The sequence below is a fragment of the Algoriphagus halophilus genome (assembly GCF_900129785.1).
Classification (GTDB): Bacteria; Bacteroidota; Bacteroidia; order Cytophagales; family Cyclobacteriaceae; genus Algoriphagus; species Algoriphagus halophilus.
On sequence record NZ_FSRC01000002.1, the window covers coordinates 689,495 to 711,528 of the forward strand.

At 39.6% G+C, this 22,034-nt stretch carries 18 protein-coding genes; 8 read left to right on the forward strand and 10 right to left on the reverse strand.

Annotated elements, in window-relative coordinates; translation table 11 throughout:
• The first annotated feature begins 88 nt into the window (after window positions 1-88).
• From BUR11_RS14845 to BUR11_RS14860, 4 genes are all read left to right on the forward strand, one after another.
• Complete coding sequence (locus BUR11_RS14845) at window positions 89-517, forward strand: hypothetical protein (RefSeq protein ID WP_074225766.1); 429 nt, start codon at window positions 89-91, stop codon at window positions 515-517.
• 92 nt (window positions 518-609) lie between these two features.
• Complete coding sequence (locus BUR11_RS14850) at window positions 610-1,533, forward strand: serine hydrolase (protein WP_074225767.1); 924 nt, start codon at window positions 610-612, stop codon at window positions 1,531-1,533.
• Window position 1,534: 1 nt separating this feature from the next.
• On the forward strand, window positions 1,535-2,611 hold the full coding sequence (locus BUR11_RS14855) for a serine hydrolase domain-containing protein (protein ID WP_074225768.1): 1,077 nt from the start codon (window positions 1,535-1,537) through the stop codon (window positions 2,609-2,611).
• Window positions 2,601-3,227, forward strand: coding sequence for a YdeI/OmpD-associated family protein (locus tag BUR11_RS14860; RefSeq protein ID WP_317045273.1), 627 nt, complete (start codon window positions 2,601-2,603; stop codon window positions 3,225-3,227). The genes BUR11_RS14855 and BUR11_RS14860 overlap by 11 nt, the downstream gene beginning before the upstream one ends.
• 58 nt (window positions 3,228-3,285) lie before the next feature.
• On the opposite strand, the gene BUR11_RS14865 is transcribed toward BUR11_RS14860, so the two are convergent.
• From BUR11_RS14865 to BUR11_RS14885, 5 genes are all read right to left on the reverse strand, one after another.
• Complete coding sequence (locus BUR11_RS14865; RefSeq protein ID WP_074225769.1) at window positions 3,286-4,407, reverse strand: aldose epimerase family protein; 1,122 nt, start codon at window positions 4,405-4,407, stop codon at window positions 3,286-3,288.
• 82 nt (window positions 4,408-4,489) lie between these two features.
• Window positions 4,490-6,343, reverse strand: a complete 1,854-nt coding sequence (locus BUR11_RS14870) for a glycoside hydrolase family 2 protein (RefSeq protein ID WP_074225770.1) — start codon at window positions 6,341-6,343, stop codon at window positions 4,490-4,492.
• 53 nt (window positions 6,344-6,396) lie between these two features.
• The gene (locus tag BUR11_RS14875; protein ID WP_074225771.1) at window positions 6,397-7,944 is read right to left on the reverse strand and encodes a glycoside hydrolase family 43 protein; all 1,548 of its coding nucleotides are present in this window, start codon (window positions 7,942-7,944) and stop codon (window positions 6,397-6,399) included.
• Window positions 7,937-10,147: a beta-L-arabinofuranosidase domain-containing protein gene (locus BUR11_RS14880; protein WP_084560991.1), complete on the reverse strand. Its 2,211-nt coding sequence runs from the start codon at window positions 10,145-10,147 to the stop codon at window positions 7,937-7,939. Before BUR11_RS14880 ends, BUR11_RS14875 begins: the two co-directional genes overlap by 8 nt.
• The gene (locus BUR11_RS14885) at window positions 10,101-11,141 is read right to left on the reverse strand and encodes a family 43 glycosylhydrolase (RefSeq protein WP_074225772.1); all 1,041 of its coding nucleotides are present in this window, start codon (window positions 11,139-11,141) and stop codon (window positions 10,101-10,103) included. The genes BUR11_RS14880 and BUR11_RS14885 overlap by 47 nt, the downstream gene beginning before the upstream one ends.
• 230 nt (window positions 11,142-11,371) lie before the next feature.
• Here BUR11_RS14885 and BUR11_RS14890 point away from each other — a divergent pair, with 230 nt between their 5' ends.
• The gene (locus BUR11_RS14890; protein ID WP_074226152.1) at window positions 11,372-12,916 is read left to right on the forward strand and encodes a M20/M25/M40 family metallo-hydrolase; all 1,545 of its coding nucleotides are present in this window, start codon (window positions 11,372-11,374) and stop codon (window positions 12,914-12,916) included.
• 131 nt (window positions 12,917-13,047) lie between these two features.
• Window positions 13,048-14,133: a serine hydrolase domain-containing protein gene (locus BUR11_RS14895; RefSeq protein ID WP_074225773.1), complete on the forward strand. Its 1,086-nt coding sequence runs from the start codon at window positions 13,048-13,050 to the stop codon at window positions 14,131-14,133.
• 20 nt (window positions 14,134-14,153) lie between these two features.
• Here the strand turns inward: BUR11_RS14895 and BUR11_RS14900 are convergent, their stop codons facing one another.
• Genes BUR11_RS14900 through pnuC form a run of 3 tightly spaced genes read right to left on the reverse strand, consistent with a single transcriptional unit; the run spans window position 14,154 to window position 16,823 of the window.
• Window positions 14,154-15,683 carry an arylsulfatase gene (locus BUR11_RS14900; RefSeq protein WP_074225774.1) on the reverse strand — a complete coding sequence of 510 codons (1,530 nt, stop codon included), beginning with the start codon at window positions 15,681-15,683 and terminating at the stop codon, window positions 14,154-14,156.
• Window positions 15,680-16,219 (reverse strand): AAA family ATPase, encoded by a 540-nt coding sequence (locus BUR11_RS14905; protein WP_074225775.1) that lies wholly within the window; start codon window positions 16,217-16,219, stop codon window positions 15,680-15,682. Before BUR11_RS14905 ends, BUR11_RS14900 begins: the two co-directional genes overlap by 4 nt.
• Entirely contained in the window at window positions 16,209-16,823 is a 615-nt protein-coding gene (gene pnuC / locus BUR11_RS14910) for a nicotinamide riboside transporter PnuC (protein WP_074225776.1), read from the reverse strand. Before pnuC ends, BUR11_RS14905 begins: the two co-directional genes overlap by 11 nt.
• 185 nt (window positions 16,824-17,008) lie before the next feature.
• On the opposite strand from pnuC, the gene BUR11_RS14915 reads away from it, so the two are divergent.
• Together BUR11_RS14915 and BUR11_RS14920 are read left to right on the forward strand one after the other, a co-directional pair.
• Window positions 17,009-17,584: a Crp/Fnr family transcriptional regulator gene (locus BUR11_RS14915; protein WP_074225777.1), complete on the forward strand. Its 576-nt coding sequence runs from the start codon at window positions 17,009-17,011 to the stop codon at window positions 17,582-17,584.
• 70 nt (window positions 17,585-17,654) lie between these two features.
• The gene (locus BUR11_RS14920; RefSeq protein ID WP_074225778.1) at window positions 17,655-18,329 is read left to right on the forward strand and encodes a hypothetical protein; all 675 of its coding nucleotides are present in this window, start codon (window positions 17,655-17,657) and stop codon (window positions 18,327-18,329) included.
• A gap of 288 nt (window positions 18,330-18,617) precedes the next feature.
• Here the strand turns inward: BUR11_RS14920 and BUR11_RS14925 are convergent, their stop codons facing one another.
• Entirely contained in the window at window positions 18,618-20,174 is a 1,557-nt protein-coding gene (locus BUR11_RS14925; protein WP_074225779.1) for a hypothetical protein, read from the reverse strand.
• A complete protein-coding gene (locus tag BUR11_RS14930; protein ID WP_074225780.1) occupies window positions 20,171-21,985 on the reverse strand; it encodes a hypothetical protein in 1,815 nt (604 codons plus the stop codon). The genes BUR11_RS14925 and BUR11_RS14930 overlap by 4 nt, the downstream gene beginning before the upstream one ends.
• Window positions 21,986-22,034 lie beyond the last annotated feature (49 nt).

A 22,034-nucleotide genomic window follows, 5' to 3' on the forward strand; every position in this document is an offset into this window, starting at 1 on the left:
CATTTGTACATTGAATGAATCCCAATGCAGGTTTTGGAAATGAATAAATTGAAATGTTTTCGTCCTAAAGACTATCTTTAACATACGTATGGAGAGGAAATTCAAAATTATTCTTGCCGGACTTATTGGAGGTTTTGTTGGTGAAGGTATCATGGGAGCTCTTTTTATGAGCCCACCGATCCATTCTATTTTATATAACCCCTCTTTACAAAGCGAGCTTTTTATCCAACTTACTCCAGAGAGAAACTTAGCCCTGTCCATCGCAGGAATGGTAATCTTGAGCATAGCCCATGCATGGTTTTATTCCCTCTTTAAAAACTCTATTCCCGGAACCACTTGGGTGAAAAAAGGCTTATTCTGGGGGTTTACTATTTGGTTACTATACTGGGTATTCCAAGAATGGTTCATTTACCATACACTGATTGGAGAGCCCATATTATTGAATTTGCTGGAGTTGGTGGTTCTATTGCTTGGCTCATTAGTTGAAGGTCTCATCATTGCTAGGATCCTCAAATGAAAACTTTTTAATACTTCTTCATCCCTTTGATCTAAACCAGATTTCATAAATTAGAAGATCCCTATTTCTAATTTTAAGTGAACCCTGCACAAATGATTAAATTGATTTCTATTCCTTCCTATTTTCAACTAGTAACGATTATCCTAACATTCTTCACTTTAATTTCCTGCCAAAAGAAACCTATAGAAATACCAAGTCTTAGGGAAAATGTGCTAGCTCAGCTTGACTCGATCCAAGGGGATGTAGCTGTGGCATATATCAATTTGGCTGATCCTTCTGATACATTAATGATCCGTGCATCTGAAGAATTTCATGCTGCCAGCACGATGAAAGTTCCTGTCATGATCGAATTGTACAAACAACAAGAAGAAGGCAAATTGGATCTTAGTGATTCCATTGTTTTGGTCAATGAATTCAAAAGTATAGTCGATGGGAGTCCATACAGCATGGACATAGGAGATGATAGTGACGATGTGATTTACAGTAAAATTGGAACTACCGTTTCAATAAATGATCTGACGTATAGCATGATTACGGTCAGTAGCAATTTGGCAACCAATGTATTAATTGAATTGGTAGATGCAAAAAATGTAACCGCAACGATGAGAACATTGGGTGCTGACAAAATTGAAGTCCTAAGAGGAGTGGAAGATCAAAAGGCTTATGATCTGGGATTGAGCAATTCTACTACAGCCAATGACCTAATGATGATTATGAAAGCCATCGCTGAGGATCAAGCTGGTACTCCTGCTGATTGCGAGGAAATGATCTCCATTTTGAAAGATCAACAATTCAATGAAATAATTCCCTTTTACCTACCCAAGGATGTTACTGTCGCCCATAAAACTGGATCCATTACGGGTGTTCACCACGATGCAGGAATTGTTTACTTGCCAGATGGTAGAAGTTACGTGCTTGTACTACTTTCTAAAAACTTAGAGGATTTTGACAAAGGAACCAATCAATTGGCTAAAGTTTCAAAGCTTATTTATGATCACTTCATGACTCAAAATTGACATGCGGAAGGTTAAGCTTTTCAAATTTGGTGTTCACTTCATTTTTTGGGGAATTCTAATTTCCCACTCCATATCCGCCCAGGTGAATGTTCAGAAGATTGAAGGCTCCCTTCCAACAATTTTGGATAGTGCCAACATACCTGGCATCAGCATCGCCATCCTCGACCAAGGAAAGATCACTTATTCCAAAACTTTCGGAAGTAAGGAGCAAGGAAAGGAGGGTAAAATAAGTAAACAAACCATTTTTGAGGCCGCTTCCTTGACCAAACCCATAGTTGCCTTTTGTGCCATGAAGTTAGTAGAAATGGGAAAGTTGGACCTGGATAAGCCTCTTTTCCAGTACATGGAATATCCAGATGTAGCTTCCGATCCTAGGTATCAAATGATCACGGCAAGAATGGTGCTATCCCACCAGACGGGATTCCCAAACTGGAGGAAAAACAGGAATAGCAATAAGTTAGAAATCAAATTCGAACCCGGATCCAAATTTGGATACTCAGGGGAGGGCTTCGTATTCCTTCAAAAAGTAATGGAACACATCGAAGGGAAAAGGTTGGAAGAAATTGCTCAGGAATTTGTTTTTCAACCTTTGCAAATGCAACGGAGCTTCCTGACTTTTCCTGAAACAGATGATTTTGCAGTAGGACATAACCCAAAAAATGAACCCAATCCAAAATTCAAGCCTAATAAGGCAAATGCAGCTTATAGCTTACACACTACTGCCGAGGATTATTCGAAATTCTTGATAGAACTCATGCACCCGAGTTTGATAGATCCTGCATTGGTGTCAAGAATGATTTCCCAAGAAACACTAATGGACTCCAAAGATCCTTCTCTGGGATGGGGTTTAGGCCTAGGAATCAATACTACTTCACGAGATCAATATATCTGGCATTGGGGAGACAATGGCATTTTTAGAGCTTTCTTTATCTTTTCTCCCAAAACAGAAGTGGGGCTTGTCTACTTCACCAATAGCCAAAATGGCCTAAGCATTGTCAAAAGAATGATCCATCTTACTTTTTCTGATCCGGAGGTTATGGAAAATTGGAACGAATACAAGCAGTTTGATGATGAATAAAAATGTAGACAACTACTTCGTTGAAGGATGTGGAAGGTGTCCCTTGGGAGGAACTCCCCAGTGTAAAGTCCATTCTTGGGCTCAGGAACTCGATCTTCTTCGCGCAATCCTTCAGGAAAGTGAGTTAAAGGAAGAATCCAAATGGGGAGTTCCCTGTTATACCTACCAAGGGGAAAATGTACTGATTCTTAGTGCTTTTAAAGAATACTGTTGTCTTAGCTTTTTTAAAGGAGCACTGCTAAAAGACCCTTATAAAATCTTGTCCAAACAGGGTGAAAATACTTATGCAGCAAGATTGATCCTGTTTACTCATGTGCAGGAAATCCAAAAATTAACCTCTCAAATAAAGTCTACAATTTCAGAGGCCATAGAAGTAGAAAAATCCGGCTTAAAGTTGCCAGCAAAGGAATATACAGCAAAAGATTTTGTGAATGAACTTCAGCAAAAGTTGGAGGAAGATCCTTCTTTCAAATCTGCATTTGAAGCATTGACCCCAGGAAGGCAAAGAGGATATAACCTCTATTTTTCACAAGCCAAACAATCAGTCACTCGTTTTTCAAGGATAGAAAAATCCATGATCAAGATTTTTGAAGGGAAAGGGTGGAACGAACGATAAAAAGGGGACCAGATTACATGAAATCTGATCCCCTTTTGTATTCAATCAAATCTGAATTCTATTTTATCCCAAATTTGTAAATACAAGTTTGTTCGTATTGATCTCCAGGCTCCAAAATCGTAGACGGGAAGTTCGGTTGATTTGGAGAATCTGGAAAATGCTGTGTTTCCAGGCAAAATGCAGATCTATATTCATAAGCGACGCCTCCTTTACCCATCGCAGTCCCGTCTAAGAAATTTCCTGCATAAAACTGGATTCCTGGTTCGGTAGTATAAACCTCCATTTCAATACCTGAATTCGGTGAATAGGCGGTAGCAGCTAATTCTAATGCTCCTTTTTCTTTTTTATCCAGTACCCAGTTATGGTCAAATCCCCCACCAAATTGCAATTGTTGATTGTCTTGGTTGATGTCCTGACCGATAGGTTTTGACTGTGTAAAATCAAAAGGTGTTCCGGCTACAGGTTCATTGGTTCCTAAAGGAATTAGGGTACTATCAACAGGGGTATATTTACTAGCCATTAGCTGAAGCTCTTGATCTAGCACATCACCACTTCCCGCACCATCTAAATTGAAAAAGGAATGATGGGTTAAGTTGACTGGTGTAGCTTTATCGGTTTCGGCCTCATACGTGATCTTAAACTCATTATCCTCTGTTAGAAAATAGGTCATTTTCACATTCAAATTCCCAGGAAAACCTTCCTCTCCATCTTTAGATAAGTAGGTAAAAACGATATGAGAATCATCAGCCTCTTCAATATTCCATATCACATTGTGGAAACCTCCTGGTCCACCATGTAAGGAATTTGCTCCGTTATTGAGAGCCAAAGAATAGGTTTGTCCATTCAAATCAAATTTTCCTTTTGCAATTCTATTTCCATACCTACCCACAGCAGTTCCAAAAAATGGTTCAGGTGACGTGAGGTATTCTGAAGGAGTGTCAAACCCTAACACTACATCGATTAACTCCCCATTTTTATCGGGGACAAGTAAGGTCATTACCCTTGCACCTAAATTGGTGACCGTCATTTTCATTCCTTTGCTATTGGATAAAGTCAGGATTTGGTAGGGGCTTTCTTCTGGAATCATAGTTTCTTCAGGCATTTCGGTTTGTTTTTTTTGAGCACAGGCAAACATAAGAACGATACAGCTCAAGCCTAGGATTTGGATTATATTTTTCATCGTTTTGGGAACCAGTTTGAATTGGGAAATTGGGATAGAAAGGGTTTCATTGAACCTTTCTACCCTTTCAATTTACCTGATTTTACTGAATAGAAACCTTATAAAGTCGATCATGAAGAGATTTTAACTCAGCCGCTTTCATTTTAATGATTTTACGGTCATAGGTCATCAAACCATTCGTCTCCACTTCCACATCGGTAGTTTGGGTGTACACTGCTGCTGAAAGACCTGCTGCTATTAATTCTTCCATTCTATTCATCAATTGGGAGTATTTGGCTAAAAGCTCTTGTTCATTTTTGAAGCTCTGATACCCCCAATTGTCTTTCTGTTGCCAGACGTGACCATCTACAGGAAGTCCTAAGCCTCCAAATTCACCTAAAACAAGGATATTATCCTTACCATAAATTCCAGGGGCAGGCATTTTTGCATCAGGGTAATTGTGAAGGTCAATGATGTCTCCTGTGATCTTAGTTCCATCCATTTCAAAATTTCCTCCACTAGCAGAATTCACTAACCTACTTGGATCATGGGACTCGGTCCATTCTGTGATTTCTTTGGTCTTGAACTGCCCCCAAGCCTCGTTGAAAGGTACCCAAACCACGATGGAAGGAAAATTGTAAAAATCATCCATGATTTCTTTCCATTCTGTTCTATAAATCGCTTCAGATTCAGGAGTACGATCCCTGTCAGTTTGACTTCCTAGTACAGCCAATTTCATCTCCCAGCCATTCCCCATATCACCGCTTGGCATATCCTGCCACACCAACATACCCATTTTATCGCAGGCATAATACCATCTAGCTGGTTCAACTTTCACATGTTTTCTAATCATGTTGAATCCCATCTCCTTGGTTTTGGCAATGTCATACACCATCGCCTCCTCAGAAGGAGCCGTATACAATCCATCTGGCCACCATCCCTGATCTAGGGGTCCATACTGGAAAAGGAATTTACCGTTTAACATCATGCGCTGGATACCATTGGCATCAGGAGCTTTCTTGATTTCACGAAGGGCTGCATAACTTCCCACTTCATCAAGGACTTTCTTTCCATTGATCAACTCAACTTTCAAATCATATAGCACGGGATTTCCAGGCTCCCATAATTCTGCATTGGGTATGTTCAGCTTTGCTGTTCCATTAGGACTGATTGTTTCTTCGGCCAGCATAGTTCCATCTTTCCAGGCAGAAACCTTTACCTGATGACCTTCTTCAACTCCGCTCACTTCAGGGCTTACTATAATTTGCTTGGAATGAATGTCAGAGGAGTTTCTAATCCCAGAAATATAACTTGTAGGAACTGTTTCTAGCCAAACAGTTTCCCAAATCCCGGTCACAGGAGTATACCAAATCCCTCCCGGCTTGTTTACTTGCTTTCCTCTTGGTTGTGGTCCATCATTGCTGGGATCCCAAATCCTTACCTGGAGCGATTGGTTTTTCCCAGATTTTAAAAATTCAGTAATATCAAATTGAAAAGGATCATATCCTCCTTTATGCACACCTACGGATTGCCCATTGACAAATACTTCTGTCTCCCAGTCTGATGCTACAAAGTGTAACAATACTTTATCCTTGCTTCCTTTTTTTGGTGTCGAAAAAGTAGTGTTATACCATAATTCGTTGTCTTTTCCCACTGTCTTACCAACTCCAGAAAGAGCTGATTCTATAGCAAAAGGGACTAAAATCTCACCATCATAATTGCTGGGCATTGCTGTCCCTTTGGGTAGAATAGCATAGTCCCAAAGTCCATTCAAATTGACCCAGTTTTCACGGGTCATTTGAGGTCTTGGATATTCTTGATGCACATTCTCTGGATCTACTTTTGCTGCCCATTCGGTCATTATTTTTCCTGAAACTGGCTGATATTCAATTGTCTGTGCTGTTGCAAATTGTTGAGCAGCTAATAGGTAAGCTCCCACCATCAAAATTTTTTTCATAGGTCTACTGGTTATCAAACAATATAATTTTATACAATCTATTTTAAGGGTTCTCAATAAGAAATTTTCACCTCTTTAAAATGAGCATAGGAATCAGTTTGCCCTTTGGCAACCATACCTAGTCTAAATCCCATTCCCCAAGGAACTAGGTGTTTTACTTCCTGAACTTTTCCCAAAGAAATGGACTCTTCTCCTACTTCTGCAGAGGTGCTCATTTTGTACCCATCCTTCATGGACAAAATAAGTTTTACTTCCTTACCTTCTGGAATCTTATGTGAGGCTATTTCTTTTGTTTGTTGGTTGATCGTTTCCCAAAGTATAAGTTGATCGCCTTTTACCGATATTCCCATTCCAGCCACGGGTGCACCAAAGCCATTGTTGGCTCCTCCAATGACAGCCAAACCAGCCTCCACCTGTTCATGAGGAATAATAATGGCTTCATATTGGTAATCCAAGGATTTCGTTCCTTGCACAAGTAAGGTTCCCAGCTTTTCATTTTCCTCAGAAGCCTGAAGTTTTAGCCCTTCTTTCCCCGTATCAAAATTAATTTCCTGAGTTACTCTCCATTGCCAAACCGGGTCTAATCTGCTTTTGAAATTATCAATAAAATCAAGGGAGGATTTGCTACGAGAGTACTCTTCATCATTTGCAAATACAGGCCAAAAATCATCCGTCCATTCAACTTTTTGCAATACTCCCTGCCTGCCCACATATACACTACCCTCTTGATTGTACGCATGGTTTAGCAGCCAAAGCTCCCCGTCCTTCTCGACCACTGTACCATGCCCTGGACATTTCCAATTTTCATTATCCTTGATCACCGGATTCATCTCATATTTCTCCCAAGGGCCTAAAAGCGATTTACTTCTGGCAACTCCAGTGACATAATCGCAGGAGATTTCACAACAACCTCTAGCGGAATAGGTGGCATAGAAATACCCATTCTTCCTAAAAATCGCGATTCCTTCTACCAATCCTCCTTCCCACTCTTGGTCATTATGAAAGAGTTCATGTCTTTCACCAATTAGTTTGGAACGATCTTCTTTAATTTCCTGGGCCCAAATCGGAGTTTTCTGTCCTTTACTGTTTCCATCCTCTTTCCACAGTACATAGAGTTTTCCGTTTTCATCTCTCGCTTCAAATGCATCTATGGAACCATATTCCTGTGCCACCAACGGACCGTGATCAGTGAATTTGCTTTCTGGTGTCGAGGCACTTGCCACTGCTACACTTAAACGGTTACTTTCCTTATCCCTGGCTGTGTAATAGGCATAGATTCTCTTTTGCTCCTCATCATAGGAAAGCTCGGGTGCCCAGAAATTATTTTTTGCCCAAGTTGGCGCACCATCTGGAAACACATAATTTACCAACTCCCAATTTACTAAGTCATCGGATTTAAAAATAGGAAAAAGAGGAGCCCATTCATTGGAAGTAGCAGAGGCATAATAATACTTGCCTATTTTCACAACGGTAGGGTCAGGCCTATCACCGGCTAAAACAGGGTTTTCGAATGACTTTTTTTGGGCCGACCCAACTTGGGAAAACCCTTCAATCAAAAGAAAGATCAGGATTAATCTGATTAGAAAAAATCTCTTATTCATTGGTGCTTGGACTATTTTTTAATTCTGGAAAAGCGGTAATTCTTAACCTTGCAGCTCCCATCGGGATCAAGGTCACATCTACTACAGGTTGATCGGAAGTTTTGGGAAGGTCATTCAATTCTCCAACCAAACCATATTGATCGAATTGCCATTCCGGAATTTGCTGAGCCTTTACCACCATTTTGATTGGAACCTCTTCCAGCGTAAATGGAAAGTTAGAAGAAGGCCATTTCCCCTTCATCACTTCAAAAGAGGATGCAGGATCATTTTCATCGACAATGATGCTATAATTCCAGTCCGTTACAGGATGAACTTCCCAAGAAGGCCATTTTTTGGTATCCACCCCATCTTGCCATTTGGAATCCCTGATGGCCGTTTCATCACTATCCTTTTTTAGATATTTCTCTCTGATTTTCAAGGAATAAGTCAAAGGACCTCTGCTCACACTTAAACTGTTACTGTTTTTCTCCCAACGTTTAGTCTCTATTTCCATTGGCAGTTGAATGGATATCTGATCTCCACTGTACCAAGTTCGATTGATTTTAGCAAAGCCAATTCCCGAAATTTGATCTCTTACAAGTTCTCCATTAATAGAAATAGAGGCACTTTTTACCCATTCAGGAATCCTTAAATAAAGAGGGAATTCCACTGGCTTTTCCATACTGAAGGAAAACTGAATTTCTTCTTCAAATGGATAGTGTGTGGATTCTTTGATGGTAACCAACGTTCCATCTCCCACTTTGACTTCCACTTGATTTGCACCATAGAGTGTCGCTGCAACCCCATTGTCGGGTGTGGCCATCCATAGGTTTTCTATAAAATATGGCCAACCTTGCGAATGATTATGCTGGCAACATCTAGAGCTAAACGGGTTCATCATCAAAAATGGCCCTTTGTTTCCAATTCCTGGAAAATGATTTTCCGCATCCAACAAAGCCATATTGGGAGAGGTGATGTAATGCAATGCCTTAAAATCCGGCATGACTGCAGCTGGATAGGTATTATAGGCAACTTCCTCTGCATGATCTCCCCAAAAAGGATCTCCGGTGATTCTAAGCATATGTTCGTCTGAATTCATTTGCTCTACCATCCCACAGGTTTCTACTCCTTGTCTTGGGTCTGCATACCCTGGTCTAGCATCTTCATCAGCACCAAACATTCCCCCTGGTACCTGTCCAAAGTGGTTCCGAATGATTTCAAAATTTTCATATGAAGCCTTTAAGTCCTGTTCATTTTTGGAAAGCAAGTAATATTGAGCAGGTTCTCTAAATGCTTGGGCATGGTTCACATTATGCCAATCCACCTGATCTCTATACCAGTCAGGAACTTCCCCTCCATCTCTTACTTCATAATAGTTTTTAATATCTTCTAAGGGTAAATCCCTTCCTGTCCAATTGGCAGTATTTCGATGAATTTTCTCCGCCAAATCCAATAAAAATTCGTCTCCTGTTCGATTGTATAGCCAGAACACGCTATGCAAATTATCTCCTCCACGAAGCTTTTGCCAATAGCCTTCTAAAAAATTTTCATCCGGAACAGTCAACTCGTACTTGAAATAATTGGTCATTAATTCCAACACCCGAGGATCTTGGGAATATTCATAATACGACTGAAGGCAATAGAGCATGATCATATTTGCCCAAAAATCCTGATTGTCCCCATCAAAATGCTTTGGGCCAAAATTCCCATCTTCCCGTTGGCTATTCAAGGTCCCTTCTATCCAGACCATCGCCTCGTCGATCATTTTTTGATCCTCCAAAATGTAGCCAATATTCGCATAGCCTTTCAACCAATAAGGAACCTCTTCCCATCCCCATTTACCTTCTCCATCGGGAGAAAGCCAAGCGTTATCCGTTTTTTGAAGCCAGGCAGAAATTTCTCCTAAATTCCCTGTCAAACCCTCTTTTTGCCTCAACAGGTATTCCTTTAAAAAACCCTCTGGTTTTACCGATCCCACAGGCAGTTTAATTAAAGAACTTGGGATCAATGGTGCTCGATTACTTACATAATATTGATTGGTAGCTTGAGTTTCAATTTTATCAACAATGGTCACTTCATTACCACCGGAACCATTTTGGCAGGCAAAAGAAGTTATTGTAATACTTAGTAGTAAAAAAGCTGTTCTGGTGTACTGATACATGGGTTTAGATTGGGTTTTATTCGTCAAATTGGGGCGCAATTTTTGGAGCAATGCTTGGTTCATAATTTTCAATTCTTGGCCAACCTTCCTTCCAAATCAATTGATCCAAAAGCAAGACTCTCCGATTGGTTCCATTGCCCAATTTCGGCTTTTTTTTATCCATTCCATGATAAAGCAACCAGTCATTTCCATTTGAATCAGAAACGATCTCCGAATTATGTCCAGGTCCGGCAAAACCATTATCTTCCAGATTGCTCCTTACCACTAAAGTCCCTGAGGATTCATTCAATAAATTCCTGCCTTCTTGATCTACATAAGGTCCCTCTATATTTTTTGATCTTCCCACAAGGACTCGATAAGTACTATTGGCTCCTTCACAACAGGTTCCAGAAGAACCAAAAAGAAAAAAGTATTCTCCCTTCTTTACTAAATATGCTGCTTCCAAATGATTTCCAGCAAGTTTAATTATATCGCCTAACGCTTTGGTACCATCAGCGGAAAGCTTAGTCAAAAAAAGTCCATGAAAACTTCCCCAAATCAAGTACTTATTGGAATTCTGCTCAAAATAGAAAGGATCAATTGAGTTTTTTACTCCTATTTCTTCAGAAGTGAAAACCGGACCCTGATCCACAAATGGTCCCTCGGGAGAATTCGCAATGGCCAAACCAATACCCGGGTTAGGGTCACCCCAAGTTGAAAAGGAATAATACATAAAAAATCGGTTGCCTACTTTGGTCACATCTGGAGCCCAGATTCCTCCTCGTTCTTTCCAATTTGGTTTTTGGGCCATGGAGTTCCCTAAAAATTGCCAATTGACCAGATCTTTGGATTGGATTACCGGAACTAAATGATAGCCTCCTTCTTCCCCCCAGTTGTCCTCCGTACCATAAGCATAAAAGTATTCTCCATCACGAATAACTGTTGGGTCCGCAAGAACCGGCTCAAATACTGGATTTTGATAATACAAGGTATCAGTTAATGCTACAGGATTTCTATCCCATACATCAGATGGGTTAAACTGGAGAAGTAAAAAGAATTGAAAAAGAGTTGCAATCATTCATTAAGGGATTGTGCAAAGTTGAAATCTACAAAAAATATACAGATAGCCCCATACATATTAAGCATCTTGGTTTAATGAAAAACCGCAGAATTATTGTTTTTTCATTTTTCAAACCCCTGAGTTTATTGGAATTTCCAAGAGTGACTTTCCATAAACAATTACAAATCCACCAGCGGTGTGGAAATGCGTTTTTCAAAGCCTATTTTTATCGTTTAAATACACCAAATATGAAAAAGAGATACCTACTCGGTCTTAGTTTGATGTTGATTTTGGGAGGCCAAGTGCAAGCCCAAGACGAAATCATCGAAAAGATCATCAAGGAAGAAACTGAAAATTCTCAGTTAAAAGAAATTGCTCATGAATTAATGGACGGAATCGGTCCAAGATTAGTGGGAACTCCCAATATGCAGAAAGCTCATGATTGGGCTGTAGCGAAATATGAAGGTTGGGGAATTGAAGCCCGAAACGAACAATGGGGTGAGTGGAAAGGATGGGAAAGAGGAATCACCCATATTGATATGGTAGCTCCTTGGACCAAATCTTTGGCAGGTCAACAATTAGCCTGGAGCCCAGCATCCCCAAAAGGAGGAGCCGAAGGAGAAGTAGTAGTCATTCCTGATGTGGCAGATGAAGCTGCTTTCCAAGCTTGGCTACCATCTGTAAAAGGAAAATACGTAATGATCTCCGCTCCACAAATCACAGGTAGACCAGATTACAATTGGGAAGAGTTTGCCACGGAAGAATCTTTCGAAAAGATGAAAGAGGAACGCACAGAATCCAATAGAGCGTGGAATGAAAGACTTCAAAAAACCGGTAAAGGCAGAAGAGAACTTCCAACCGCTTTGGAAGATGCGGGGGCGTTGGGAATCATTACCTCTTATTGGTCTCAAGGATTCGGAGCAAATAAAATTTTCTCTGCTTATACCAAAAAAGTGCCTACCATCGATCTTTCATTAGAAGATTATGGCCTACTATTTAGACTAGCTGAAGGTGGAGAAAAACCAATGATCCATCTCAATGCACAATCCAAAGATCTTGGGGTAGTTCCTACTTTCAACACCATTGCGGAAATCAAAGGAACAGAAAAACCAGATGAGTATGTAATGTTATCAGCCCATTTTGACTCTTGGGATGGTGGTACAGGAGCTACCGACAATGGAACCGGAACCATCATGATGATGGAAGTAATGAGAGTTTTGAAAAAAATCTACCCAAATCCAAAAAGAACAATTTTGGTAGGACATTGGGGTTCTGAGGAACAAGGATTAAACGGGTCAAGAGCATTTGTAGAAGATCATCCAGAAATGATGGATAAAATCCAAGCCTTATTTAACCAAGACAACGGAACAGGTAGAGTAGCCAATGTTTCAGGTCAAGGGTTTGTAGATAGCTATGAATATTTAGGAAGATGGATGTCCAAAGTTCCAAGAGATATCACGAGAGATATCAACACGAATTTCCCTGGGAATCCAGGCGGAGGAGGTTCTGATTATGCTTCTTTCGTAGCTGCAGGAGTCCCAGCATTCTCTTTAAGTTCCTTGAACTGGTCTTATTTCAACTACACTTGGCATACCAACTTGGACACTTATGACAAAATTGTTTTTGATGATGTTCAAAGCAATGTGATCATGGCTGCTATCATGGTTTATATGGCCAGTGAAGAAGAAAATATGGTATCTAGAGAAATGAGAGTTCCTATAGGAAGGAATGGTGAGCCAACTGAATGGCCAGCACAAAGATCTCCTACCAGAAGAGGCGGATTGGATAACTAATTCAAATTCAAACCGGATCAAATAAGAAAGCCACAGATAACTGTGGCTTTCTTATTTTCCACTTTTTACATTTCCCCTATTAGTGCATGAGGAAAAGGTTTTGTATTTTTCTATTCACTTACCCCAAGCGCATGAAAAAATTAATCTTCCAATTCATCCTACTATTTTTTGCATTTACCTCTTTAACAATTGCACAAGAAAAAATTCTGGTAGACGCAGTAGAAAAAGCAAGAAGTGAAGGGTTTTCGGGAGTCATATTAGTAGCTCAGGAAGGTAAAGTCTTGTACCAAGAAGCCATAGGCTTGCGATCCTTTGAGAACCTGGTCGCTTTAAAGAAGAACGACATTTTTGAAATGGCATCGGTATCCAAGCAATTTACTGCCATGATGATTATGATGTGCCAGGAGAAAGGACTGCTGGATTATGATGATCCAGTAGGGAAATACTTGGACATCCCGTACCGTGGAATTACAATTCGACAATTATTAACACATACAAGTGGCGTACCCGATTATCAAGCGGTCATGGATGAGCATTGGGATAAGAGCAAATTAGCAGGTAATCCTGATATTCTCGAATACCTGAACCGGTATCAACCTCCTATGCTTTTTGAACCAGGAGAAAAGTACGAATACAGCAATACCGGGTATGTATTTTTGGCAAGTATTGTCGAAAAAGCCACAGGTAGGGATTTTGTAGAATTAATGAGAGAATGGATATTTCAGCCTTTAGGAATGAAAAACACCGATATCCGATCCCCTGAAGCAAAAGCCAAAGTAAAAAACTTTGCGGCTGGACACATAAAAAATGAGGCTGGAGAATATGTCAACGCAAATAACTTCCACTCCTCGGATTATACCGTATGGTTAGGAAACAGAAAAGGTCCGGGGAGAGTAAGTAGTACTGCCCTAGACCTTTTATTATGGGATCAAGCTTTATATACCGATCAATTGGTTTCCCAACAAACCATGGAACTCGCCTATTCTCCTGCCAAGCTTAATGATGGAACCAGAAGCTATTATGGATTCGGTTGGGAATTAGAACCCAAAAGCCCCTTAGGAAAAATGGTCATGCATACAGGAGATAATCCCGGATACAAAACCATTATTGTAAGATACATTGAAGAAAATAAGACGATCATCATCCTTAACAATAATTATCATCCAGATATGATGAGGCTCGTTGAGGCCGCTACACTTTCTCTAGGAAAATGGTAAACAATTAAGTTGTGTAAAACTTATTTATCTCCCAATGCAGCCATTTTGAAGCGGTCTATTTCTGGAGTGGTATGTTCCTTCTTCATTATCTCTTCCATCTTTTTCACGATTTCCGGATGGGTTTCTGCCACATTGTTTTGCTCCTTCGGGTCTACTGATAAGTCATACAATTCAATTTCCAGATTTTCTTCCTTTACAATATTCTGGCGAACCGCCTTCCATTTCCCCATTCTTACAGCCTGCTGTCCTCCATACTCCGGAAATTCCCAAAACAAGTATTCATGTTCCTCTTGTTCCTGACCTAGAAGTGCCGGTAAAAAGCTTTTCCCATCTGCATCAGCAGGAACGGGAATCCCTAATAGATCACATATAGTAGGCATAACATCATAAAAGGCCGAGATGTGATCAGTGGTAGAACCAGCTTGAACTTTACCTGGCCAACTTACCAGCATTGGGATTCTGATTCCTCCTTCATATACAAAGCCCTTGGTTCTCCCATAGCCATTGGTAAATGGCTTTGAACTTTCGAAATAATCAAAATCCACACCTCCAGTATAAGTCGGTCCATTATCGCTTGTTACCACAATGATGGTATTCTCCTCCAATCCCAATTCTTTCAGTTTATCACGAACCTCACCGATTTGTTGGTCAAGGAGGGTGATCATGGCAGCATAAGTGGCATGTGGATATCTATTTGGAAAGTATCCTCTTGATCCATCATAAGGAGCTTCGTCCCCAAATTCCGATTCATACTTATCCACATCTTCTTCAGGCGCCTGCAGAGGAACATGAGGCAAGGGGGAAGCATAGTATAAGAAAAAAGGCTCATCTTTACTTTCCTCCAAGAAACTTAAAACCTTTTCATGCATTAAGGTTGGCGCATAATCCTTCTGCTGGTATTTAGCATAGCTGGCGGGATCATTGGGATCAGCTTCCGGGTCCAATTTTGTATTGGGAACCACAATAGGATTATTAAGAGGCACTTTCCTTTCATTTTCCCACATATGTGGTGGATAAAGATTGTGTGCTTGTCTTTGACAATTGTAACCATAGAAGTAATCAAAGCCCATTTTTGTGGGAATACTTTCCGTAGTAGGAGCTCCTAAACCCCATTTACCCACAATTCCAGTTTTATAACCTTGACCTTGCAAAAGAGAAGCAAGTGTCACTGTTCCGGTAGGTAAAGGTCGTTGCCCCTCTAAATTGGGATCTGCCGCAGCTTTGGCATAATCCCAAACCTCTCCTCTTTCTCTCCATTCGTCATTTCCACGAATATAAGCATGCCCTCCATGCTTCCCAGTTAATAAAATACATCTGGCCGGAGCACAAACAGGAGCTCCTGAGTAATGATTCGTAAATACCATTCCAGAAGCAGCTAATGCATCTATATTCGGAGTATGAATCTTCTCCTGTCCTTGGTAACCAACTTCCCCAAAGCCCAAATCATCAGCGAGAATATATACAATATTAGGCTTGGTTGGATTTTCTTCTGGTGAAGAGCATCCAATAAAAAGGATAGCAGCTAAAAGAGATAAAAAGATTCGATTCATACTGGGCTGTTTTTGTTAAGGTATTTGTTGATATAATCTATTGCTTGTTTAAGTCGAGAAGACTCATTCCCACTGACCACCTCGAATGGAAACCCGCTTTGTTGAGCAAGTTGAAAATATTTATCAAAGAAATACTTCCTCATTTCCAGTTCCGGATATTCCCGTTGTGGGTCAGGCTCCCAGGGCAAGTCAGTATCGGTCAATAAAATCAGGCTATAAGTTCTCTCTTGGATTTGACCTAAGACCCAAGGGTCAGTTTTTTCGAATCGATGATCGGACCAAATGTGAATAACTCGTAAATCTGTATCGCAAAAAAGGTATTTGTTCGCCTTATGAGCAAGTTGATCTTCCAATTTCACTTGCCCTTTGGCAATTTCCAATAAATCCTCGTATTGATATGGCTTACCCAGTTTTTCCAAATATTCCCGGGCAAATTCTGGAACCCAAGGTTCATGAAAGGCTGTGGATAAGTCTTGACATAAGGTGCTTTTCCCAGTTGATTCAGGACCTAGAATCAGTATTCGTTTAGGCTGCATAACTTCGTTCAGATTTTATCCAGGCCAACAAGCCCATGGTTGCCAACACTGTGAAAAACATAAATTGAAAGGAAGTTAAAATTAATCCTTTGTAGAAATAAAGTGGCACAGAAACCAAATCGGTAATAATCCAAAATATCCAGTTTTCCACTTTCTTCTTTGCCATCAGCCACATCCCAACAAAGGCTGAAGCGGTGGTGAATGAATCCCAATAGGGCACATCACTATCTGTAAATTGGGATAGAATCAGGTATAAAACTAAGTAAGAAAATAACAACAGGACGATTGAAAAAAACCAACCAGACGGCTTCAACCAAGTAACCGGTAAGACTGTTTTCCCTTCTTTTGGATGCGTCCACACATACCATCCATAGATGGACATGCTGAAATAATAAGCATTGATCCCCATATCTGCATACAGCTTGTATTGAAAGCAAATCCACACATAAATTAAAGTGGAGATGATTCCCGTAGGGTACACCCAAATGTTCTCTTTGATGGAATAATAAACAGATGCAATCCCAAAAAAGACAGCGATCCCTTCCAGCAAGCTCATCTGCTGCAAGCCTTCTTTTAAACCATCAAGGAGCCATTGGAAATCCATGTTACGAAAAAAGGGAAAAATATTGAAACCAGCGCTATGCAACAGAATTGACTGAATCTTCAAAAATAAATTTTAGCAAATGAAGCAAATACTTCGAAGGTATCTCTTATCCGATTTAATTTTTAACTTGGAAAGCAAGGAAAGATTCAAGCCTTTGGCTGTCAAATAAACCCAAAATCATTTTTATGAAGCCTTTTGATCAATTGGTTGCATATATCAAAGAATTACACACCATTGAAGAAGAAGAGATTGATTTGATCCTTTCTAAATTCTCTCATCAGAAACTAAAACGAAATCAGATTTTAGTTAGAGAAGGTGAGCCATGCAACTTCAATTATTTTGTTCTGAACGGTTCATTAAGACTTTATAAAATCAAGGAGGATGGGCAGGAGTTAATCCGATATTTTGCTTTGGAGAACAAATTTGCGTCTAATTTAACCAGCTTGATTACTAACGAAATTTCTCAGGAATATATTCAGTCTAATGAAACCTCCGAAATCTTAGCAATTCACAAAATTGACTTTTATAATCTAGTTGAAGTTTCTCCTGCTATGAACAAAGTCTATCGGAACATTTTGGAAAATGCTTACATCACTTCCCAAAAAAGAATATACAACTTTCAAGGGATGGAGGCGATAGAAAGACTTAAGTGGGCAGTGAAATATAATCCGAATTTATTAAGTCGAATCCCTAACAAAATGATTGCATCTTATCTTGGAATCACACCATTTACACTTAGCCGGATCAAATCCAAGATTTAAGTAAAACATTGACATAGAGCAATTTTCATGAAGTTTCTTTCTGATAATTTTGATCAGATTAACAAATGCCATGAAAAACAAATTCCCAAAATTCACACTAAGCTTAAGTTTTATTCTAACAGTCCTTTTGACTACGACCCAAATTTCATTAGCCCAAAATGGTAATCCACCCATCCCTACTGAACTTATGTTTGGTCACAAGCGACTCGATTTTCAGTTGGTTTTCAAAAGAAATTTTACCCCTACTAGCAAATTCAGTCTTTTGGCAATTAGTGTTTTTTCAGAAAATTATAATAATGAAAATGAATTGGGAAACAACTTGGTAATTCCTATTCAGGTAAACTATTCCATAGGCAAAAAAGGGATTGCCATTTCCACCGGAGTAGAAGCCAACTCAAAGGCTGGGTTTAGTCCTACTGTTGGCTTTCAACATGTATTCTCAAACCGGAAAGTCCTCACTTTGACCGTGGTAAATTTTTTCCTTAATGAAGGTCAGGATGCAAAGATTTTTGGTCTCTATGAGTTTAAACCACCACTCAATGAAGCCTGGTCTATTTACTCCAGAATTCAGTTTGTATATAATAGAAGCTTAGGAGAATCAAACCACAATAGAAGCTTCATTTATCTCAGAGGAGGACTAAAAAAAGGACCTTTGTCATTTGGTCTAGGCGCCAATTGGGATGCCTATGGACCCTTTAAGGAAACTGCAAATAATTTTGGAATATTTACTAAATGGGATTTCTAGGCACATTACTTCAAAATGGTTAAATAAAATCAAGTCAATCTCTGCTGTTGACCCAAACTTTATTCTCTTTTGGCATTTTCCGTTCTTTTCTTTTCCAGCTATGATTCTTAGTAATTAATCCTCAATAATTGACATTGACTCTTTGTGCCAAAGGATTTTAACATCGTCAAAATGCAAATGCTAATAACTTAAAAAGTGACGTATTGGAATTTCACGACTTATATAAACTTGATTCCTGCCATAAAAAGCGAGATTGAATCTCGCTTTTTACTAAACAGAAATTAAAATTTACTGAGTATTTGGGTCTGCTTTAGTAGCAAAGCTTGCTGGTATAGCTCCAGAGGGAGTCTTTGTCACATAAACTGCAAAGATCGAATTACTGGCCCAGGTACCTTCATTTGGTCTATCAGGCAAAGGTGCTGCTGCTTCAATACCTCCAAGAATATATCCAGCAAGAACTTTCTCTCCATTTGACAGCCCACTCAATTTCAAGATGCCATTGCTTGTAGCCTTGCCTTCACTTTCCAGATTTCGATTTCCTATAAATGTTACACTTGATCCTAGAAGTCTATTATTTTTAATCGGCTCGGAATTTATATACTCAGAATAGGTCCCATCTGCTGATTCTATAAAGGTACTTATATCTGCCACGAATGGCATTCCATCATTTCTACCTTGGGCTGTAGCTTTATCGTAGATAGTTTTTTGAATTGAATCTTGAGAATAATAATACAATCCTATTCCCCCAAACATAGTCCTATAAATAGATTTGTTTTCAGCCTCATCATCATAAATAGAAATTATTGGACATTCATATTGGCTAAACTTCTGATGGACATCCTTTTTTACCACAGGGTTTTGGGGACCATTTATATAGATGGGATAATCATATCCTCCAATAATTCCAGGAGGAAATACACCCCCTAAGGCAGTAATTCTTTCTTGCCCAGTACTAGGATCAAGGTCTTCGATAATGTTTCCATCCCTTCGATGAAAAGGTTGATCTGGATCTGGACTAGTTGATGTGCCATAGGTTAATATATCCAAGCTTCCCGGTTTTAAGGTAAATATTCTGACTTCTTCAGTATATTCTTGTGTAAAGTCGGTTCCACCAAATGCTCGATATTGACCATCAAACCGCTGACCAAAGACTAGATAAAATCTTCCATTAAGTTTAATTAAATCTCCCCCTGTCACAGCAAATCGGTCGTCTTCTCCATATTCCATAAGGGCCTCCATTTCACTTGTGGAGGCTCCATTTTTGATTGCCTGGCTTACTGCCTCGACTTTGAATCGGATGATACTAGGAAAGGTCTTCATATCGGTACCGTCAGCCTTCCATCCGTAGCCTCCAATCACATACATTTCATCGGTTTCTTCATCATGAAATCCCTGCAAATTATTAGATTGTAAAGGAGCAGAAAGCTCATCTTTCAACCCATTCACATCGAATGACCAAAAGTCACCTGTCTCAGGATTAACCACATAAAGAAAGTTATTGGCACTATCTGGAATAAAATTTTTCTCGGGAGCAGCTTTAAACGTATGTAATCCTTGCCTTCTTCCTCCAACAACTAAGATTTCCCCTGCCTGATTTACTGCACTTGTAAAGGATTGCAATCCAGGAAGCGCCGGTTTATTGGAAAATTCTTGCTCCACAAATTCTATCGTATAAGGCAAAACATCCTCTTGGATATTTGGATCTGGTACGCTCGTTTGTACCATCATAATCCCTTGGGCTTCTTCAGAAGTTTCTGAACCCCCGTTTCCTGAATTTTCACAGGAGGAGAATACAACACTGGCTAATCCCACCAATCCAATAGATTTTAAAATAAATTTGTTCATGATTCTTGATTGTTTGGTCCAGTGGCTGTGCCCTTTTGGAGATTAAAAATAAAATTTAAGACCGTATCTCTTTTTGCCTTTGATAAATCCCGCGTTACAGGCATATACCTCGGGTCATTTTCGTCTCTAGTCATGAAAAACCCAATAGCACCTGCCGATATTCCATGCGAAGGAGGGGTATCTGGACCATACATATGTACCCAAGGTGGATTTTTGGCAAAAATTTCAAAGGACTTAAAATCGATAAGATTTATTTTTTCCGTCATTCCTGGAAACAGCTTTACATATGGAGCTAATATATCTTGAACATCTTCCCACTTTGGATTTTTTTTAACTTTATAATCTGACCAAACAAGGCATGAAATCATGGCGCTTTGGGAAACACTAGAAGGAACAGGGAAATCCGTGTCATATAGATTGATAAAATATAATTGGCCATCCAATTGGGGTGTTCTAAATCCCGGATCTTTTAGCACTACAATAGAAACAGTTGCAAAACCTAAAGAGTCTGTTTCAGTGACAGAGGCATCAATAGCGCCAAATGCCTGAGGAGTATTTCCAGGGTTCGAAGGTGGGACCGTTGCACCTGGAGTGTTTCCATGAACACTTAAAATTTGAACTCCCAATTTTTTACCAGATACAGGCTTCCCTAGCCTACTAACATAAACTTTAGTAGTCGCTACACTTCCTGGTGATCCTTCAATTCGAATGGGTCTAACTTCTATTTCAATATTTACTGGTTTAATATCTTCTACAAATATCTCAGAAGGCCCAATATCTGTTCTGGATATCTTGAGGCTTAATGCTGATGAATTAAGGACAGTGATTTGATCTTCACTTAATGGTAGCTGGACAATGTGGGAATAAGTATTAAAACAATATTCTAAATAATCTACCTCTCCTATTAAAATTGGATCTGAATGTTCAGGCTTAATCAAAGCTGTCAAAGTTCCCAAATCTACGGGTGGACCTCCCGCATTCTTTCTGCAAATTCCATTTGCCAAGTCCATAATCAAAAGTTTTCTTTCCTTATCAATTGTAAAGGGACAGTTGTTGAACATTGGATAATGCCAAGGATCACTTTTATCTTGAGTTCTCCCATTTAGTATTCTAACACCGGGACTATAAAGCGGTTCATTGGCAAAAACAGGTCCCAATGAACCCGTAATTCTCCCAGTCTGATATTGCTTATCCTCTGGGACATTTCTATATCCATCTACTACAAATCGAATAGACACCAAGTAATTTCCATTTTCTTGCAATGTTCTGGCTTTCAATTCTTTTAAAACCGGAGAAACCTCATCACTAGGCCAAGAGGAAAAAGGAACACGTAAAATGGATTGGTAAACACCACTTGCATTCATATCTCCTCCAAAACTATCCATTTGGTAATCTGCATCTTGCCAACTCCTTGTCGCCAAAACAGATACCCACCATAGTTGATTAAGCACTGCAGGGTCAATCAATCCTGTCAGGCTGATTGAGTCAGAAATTGGGATACTAACTTCCATCCCATAAATAGTAGGAACTCCTTGTTGGTAAACATCTATATCAGCAATTTTGGCCGCTGAAGGTTTATCAGTGGTGATAAATGGAAGTCCCAAGATTGGATCTTGTATTTCTCCGTCCTTCCCTATGGTAGAAACTATACTACAATCTTGGAGCTGAAACTTGTGAAGTCCTTTTGGATTCTGCCATGGGGAAGGAACAGTATTGTCAACTTCATAATGGGTAGGATCATTGTTTACAGTAGAAGGATCGGTAAAAAATCGACCGTAAAAATTAATCCTCGGGTAAGATAAATAACTCATATTAAACTAGTTACAATTTGAATAAAATATTAAACTCGAAAAATCCATC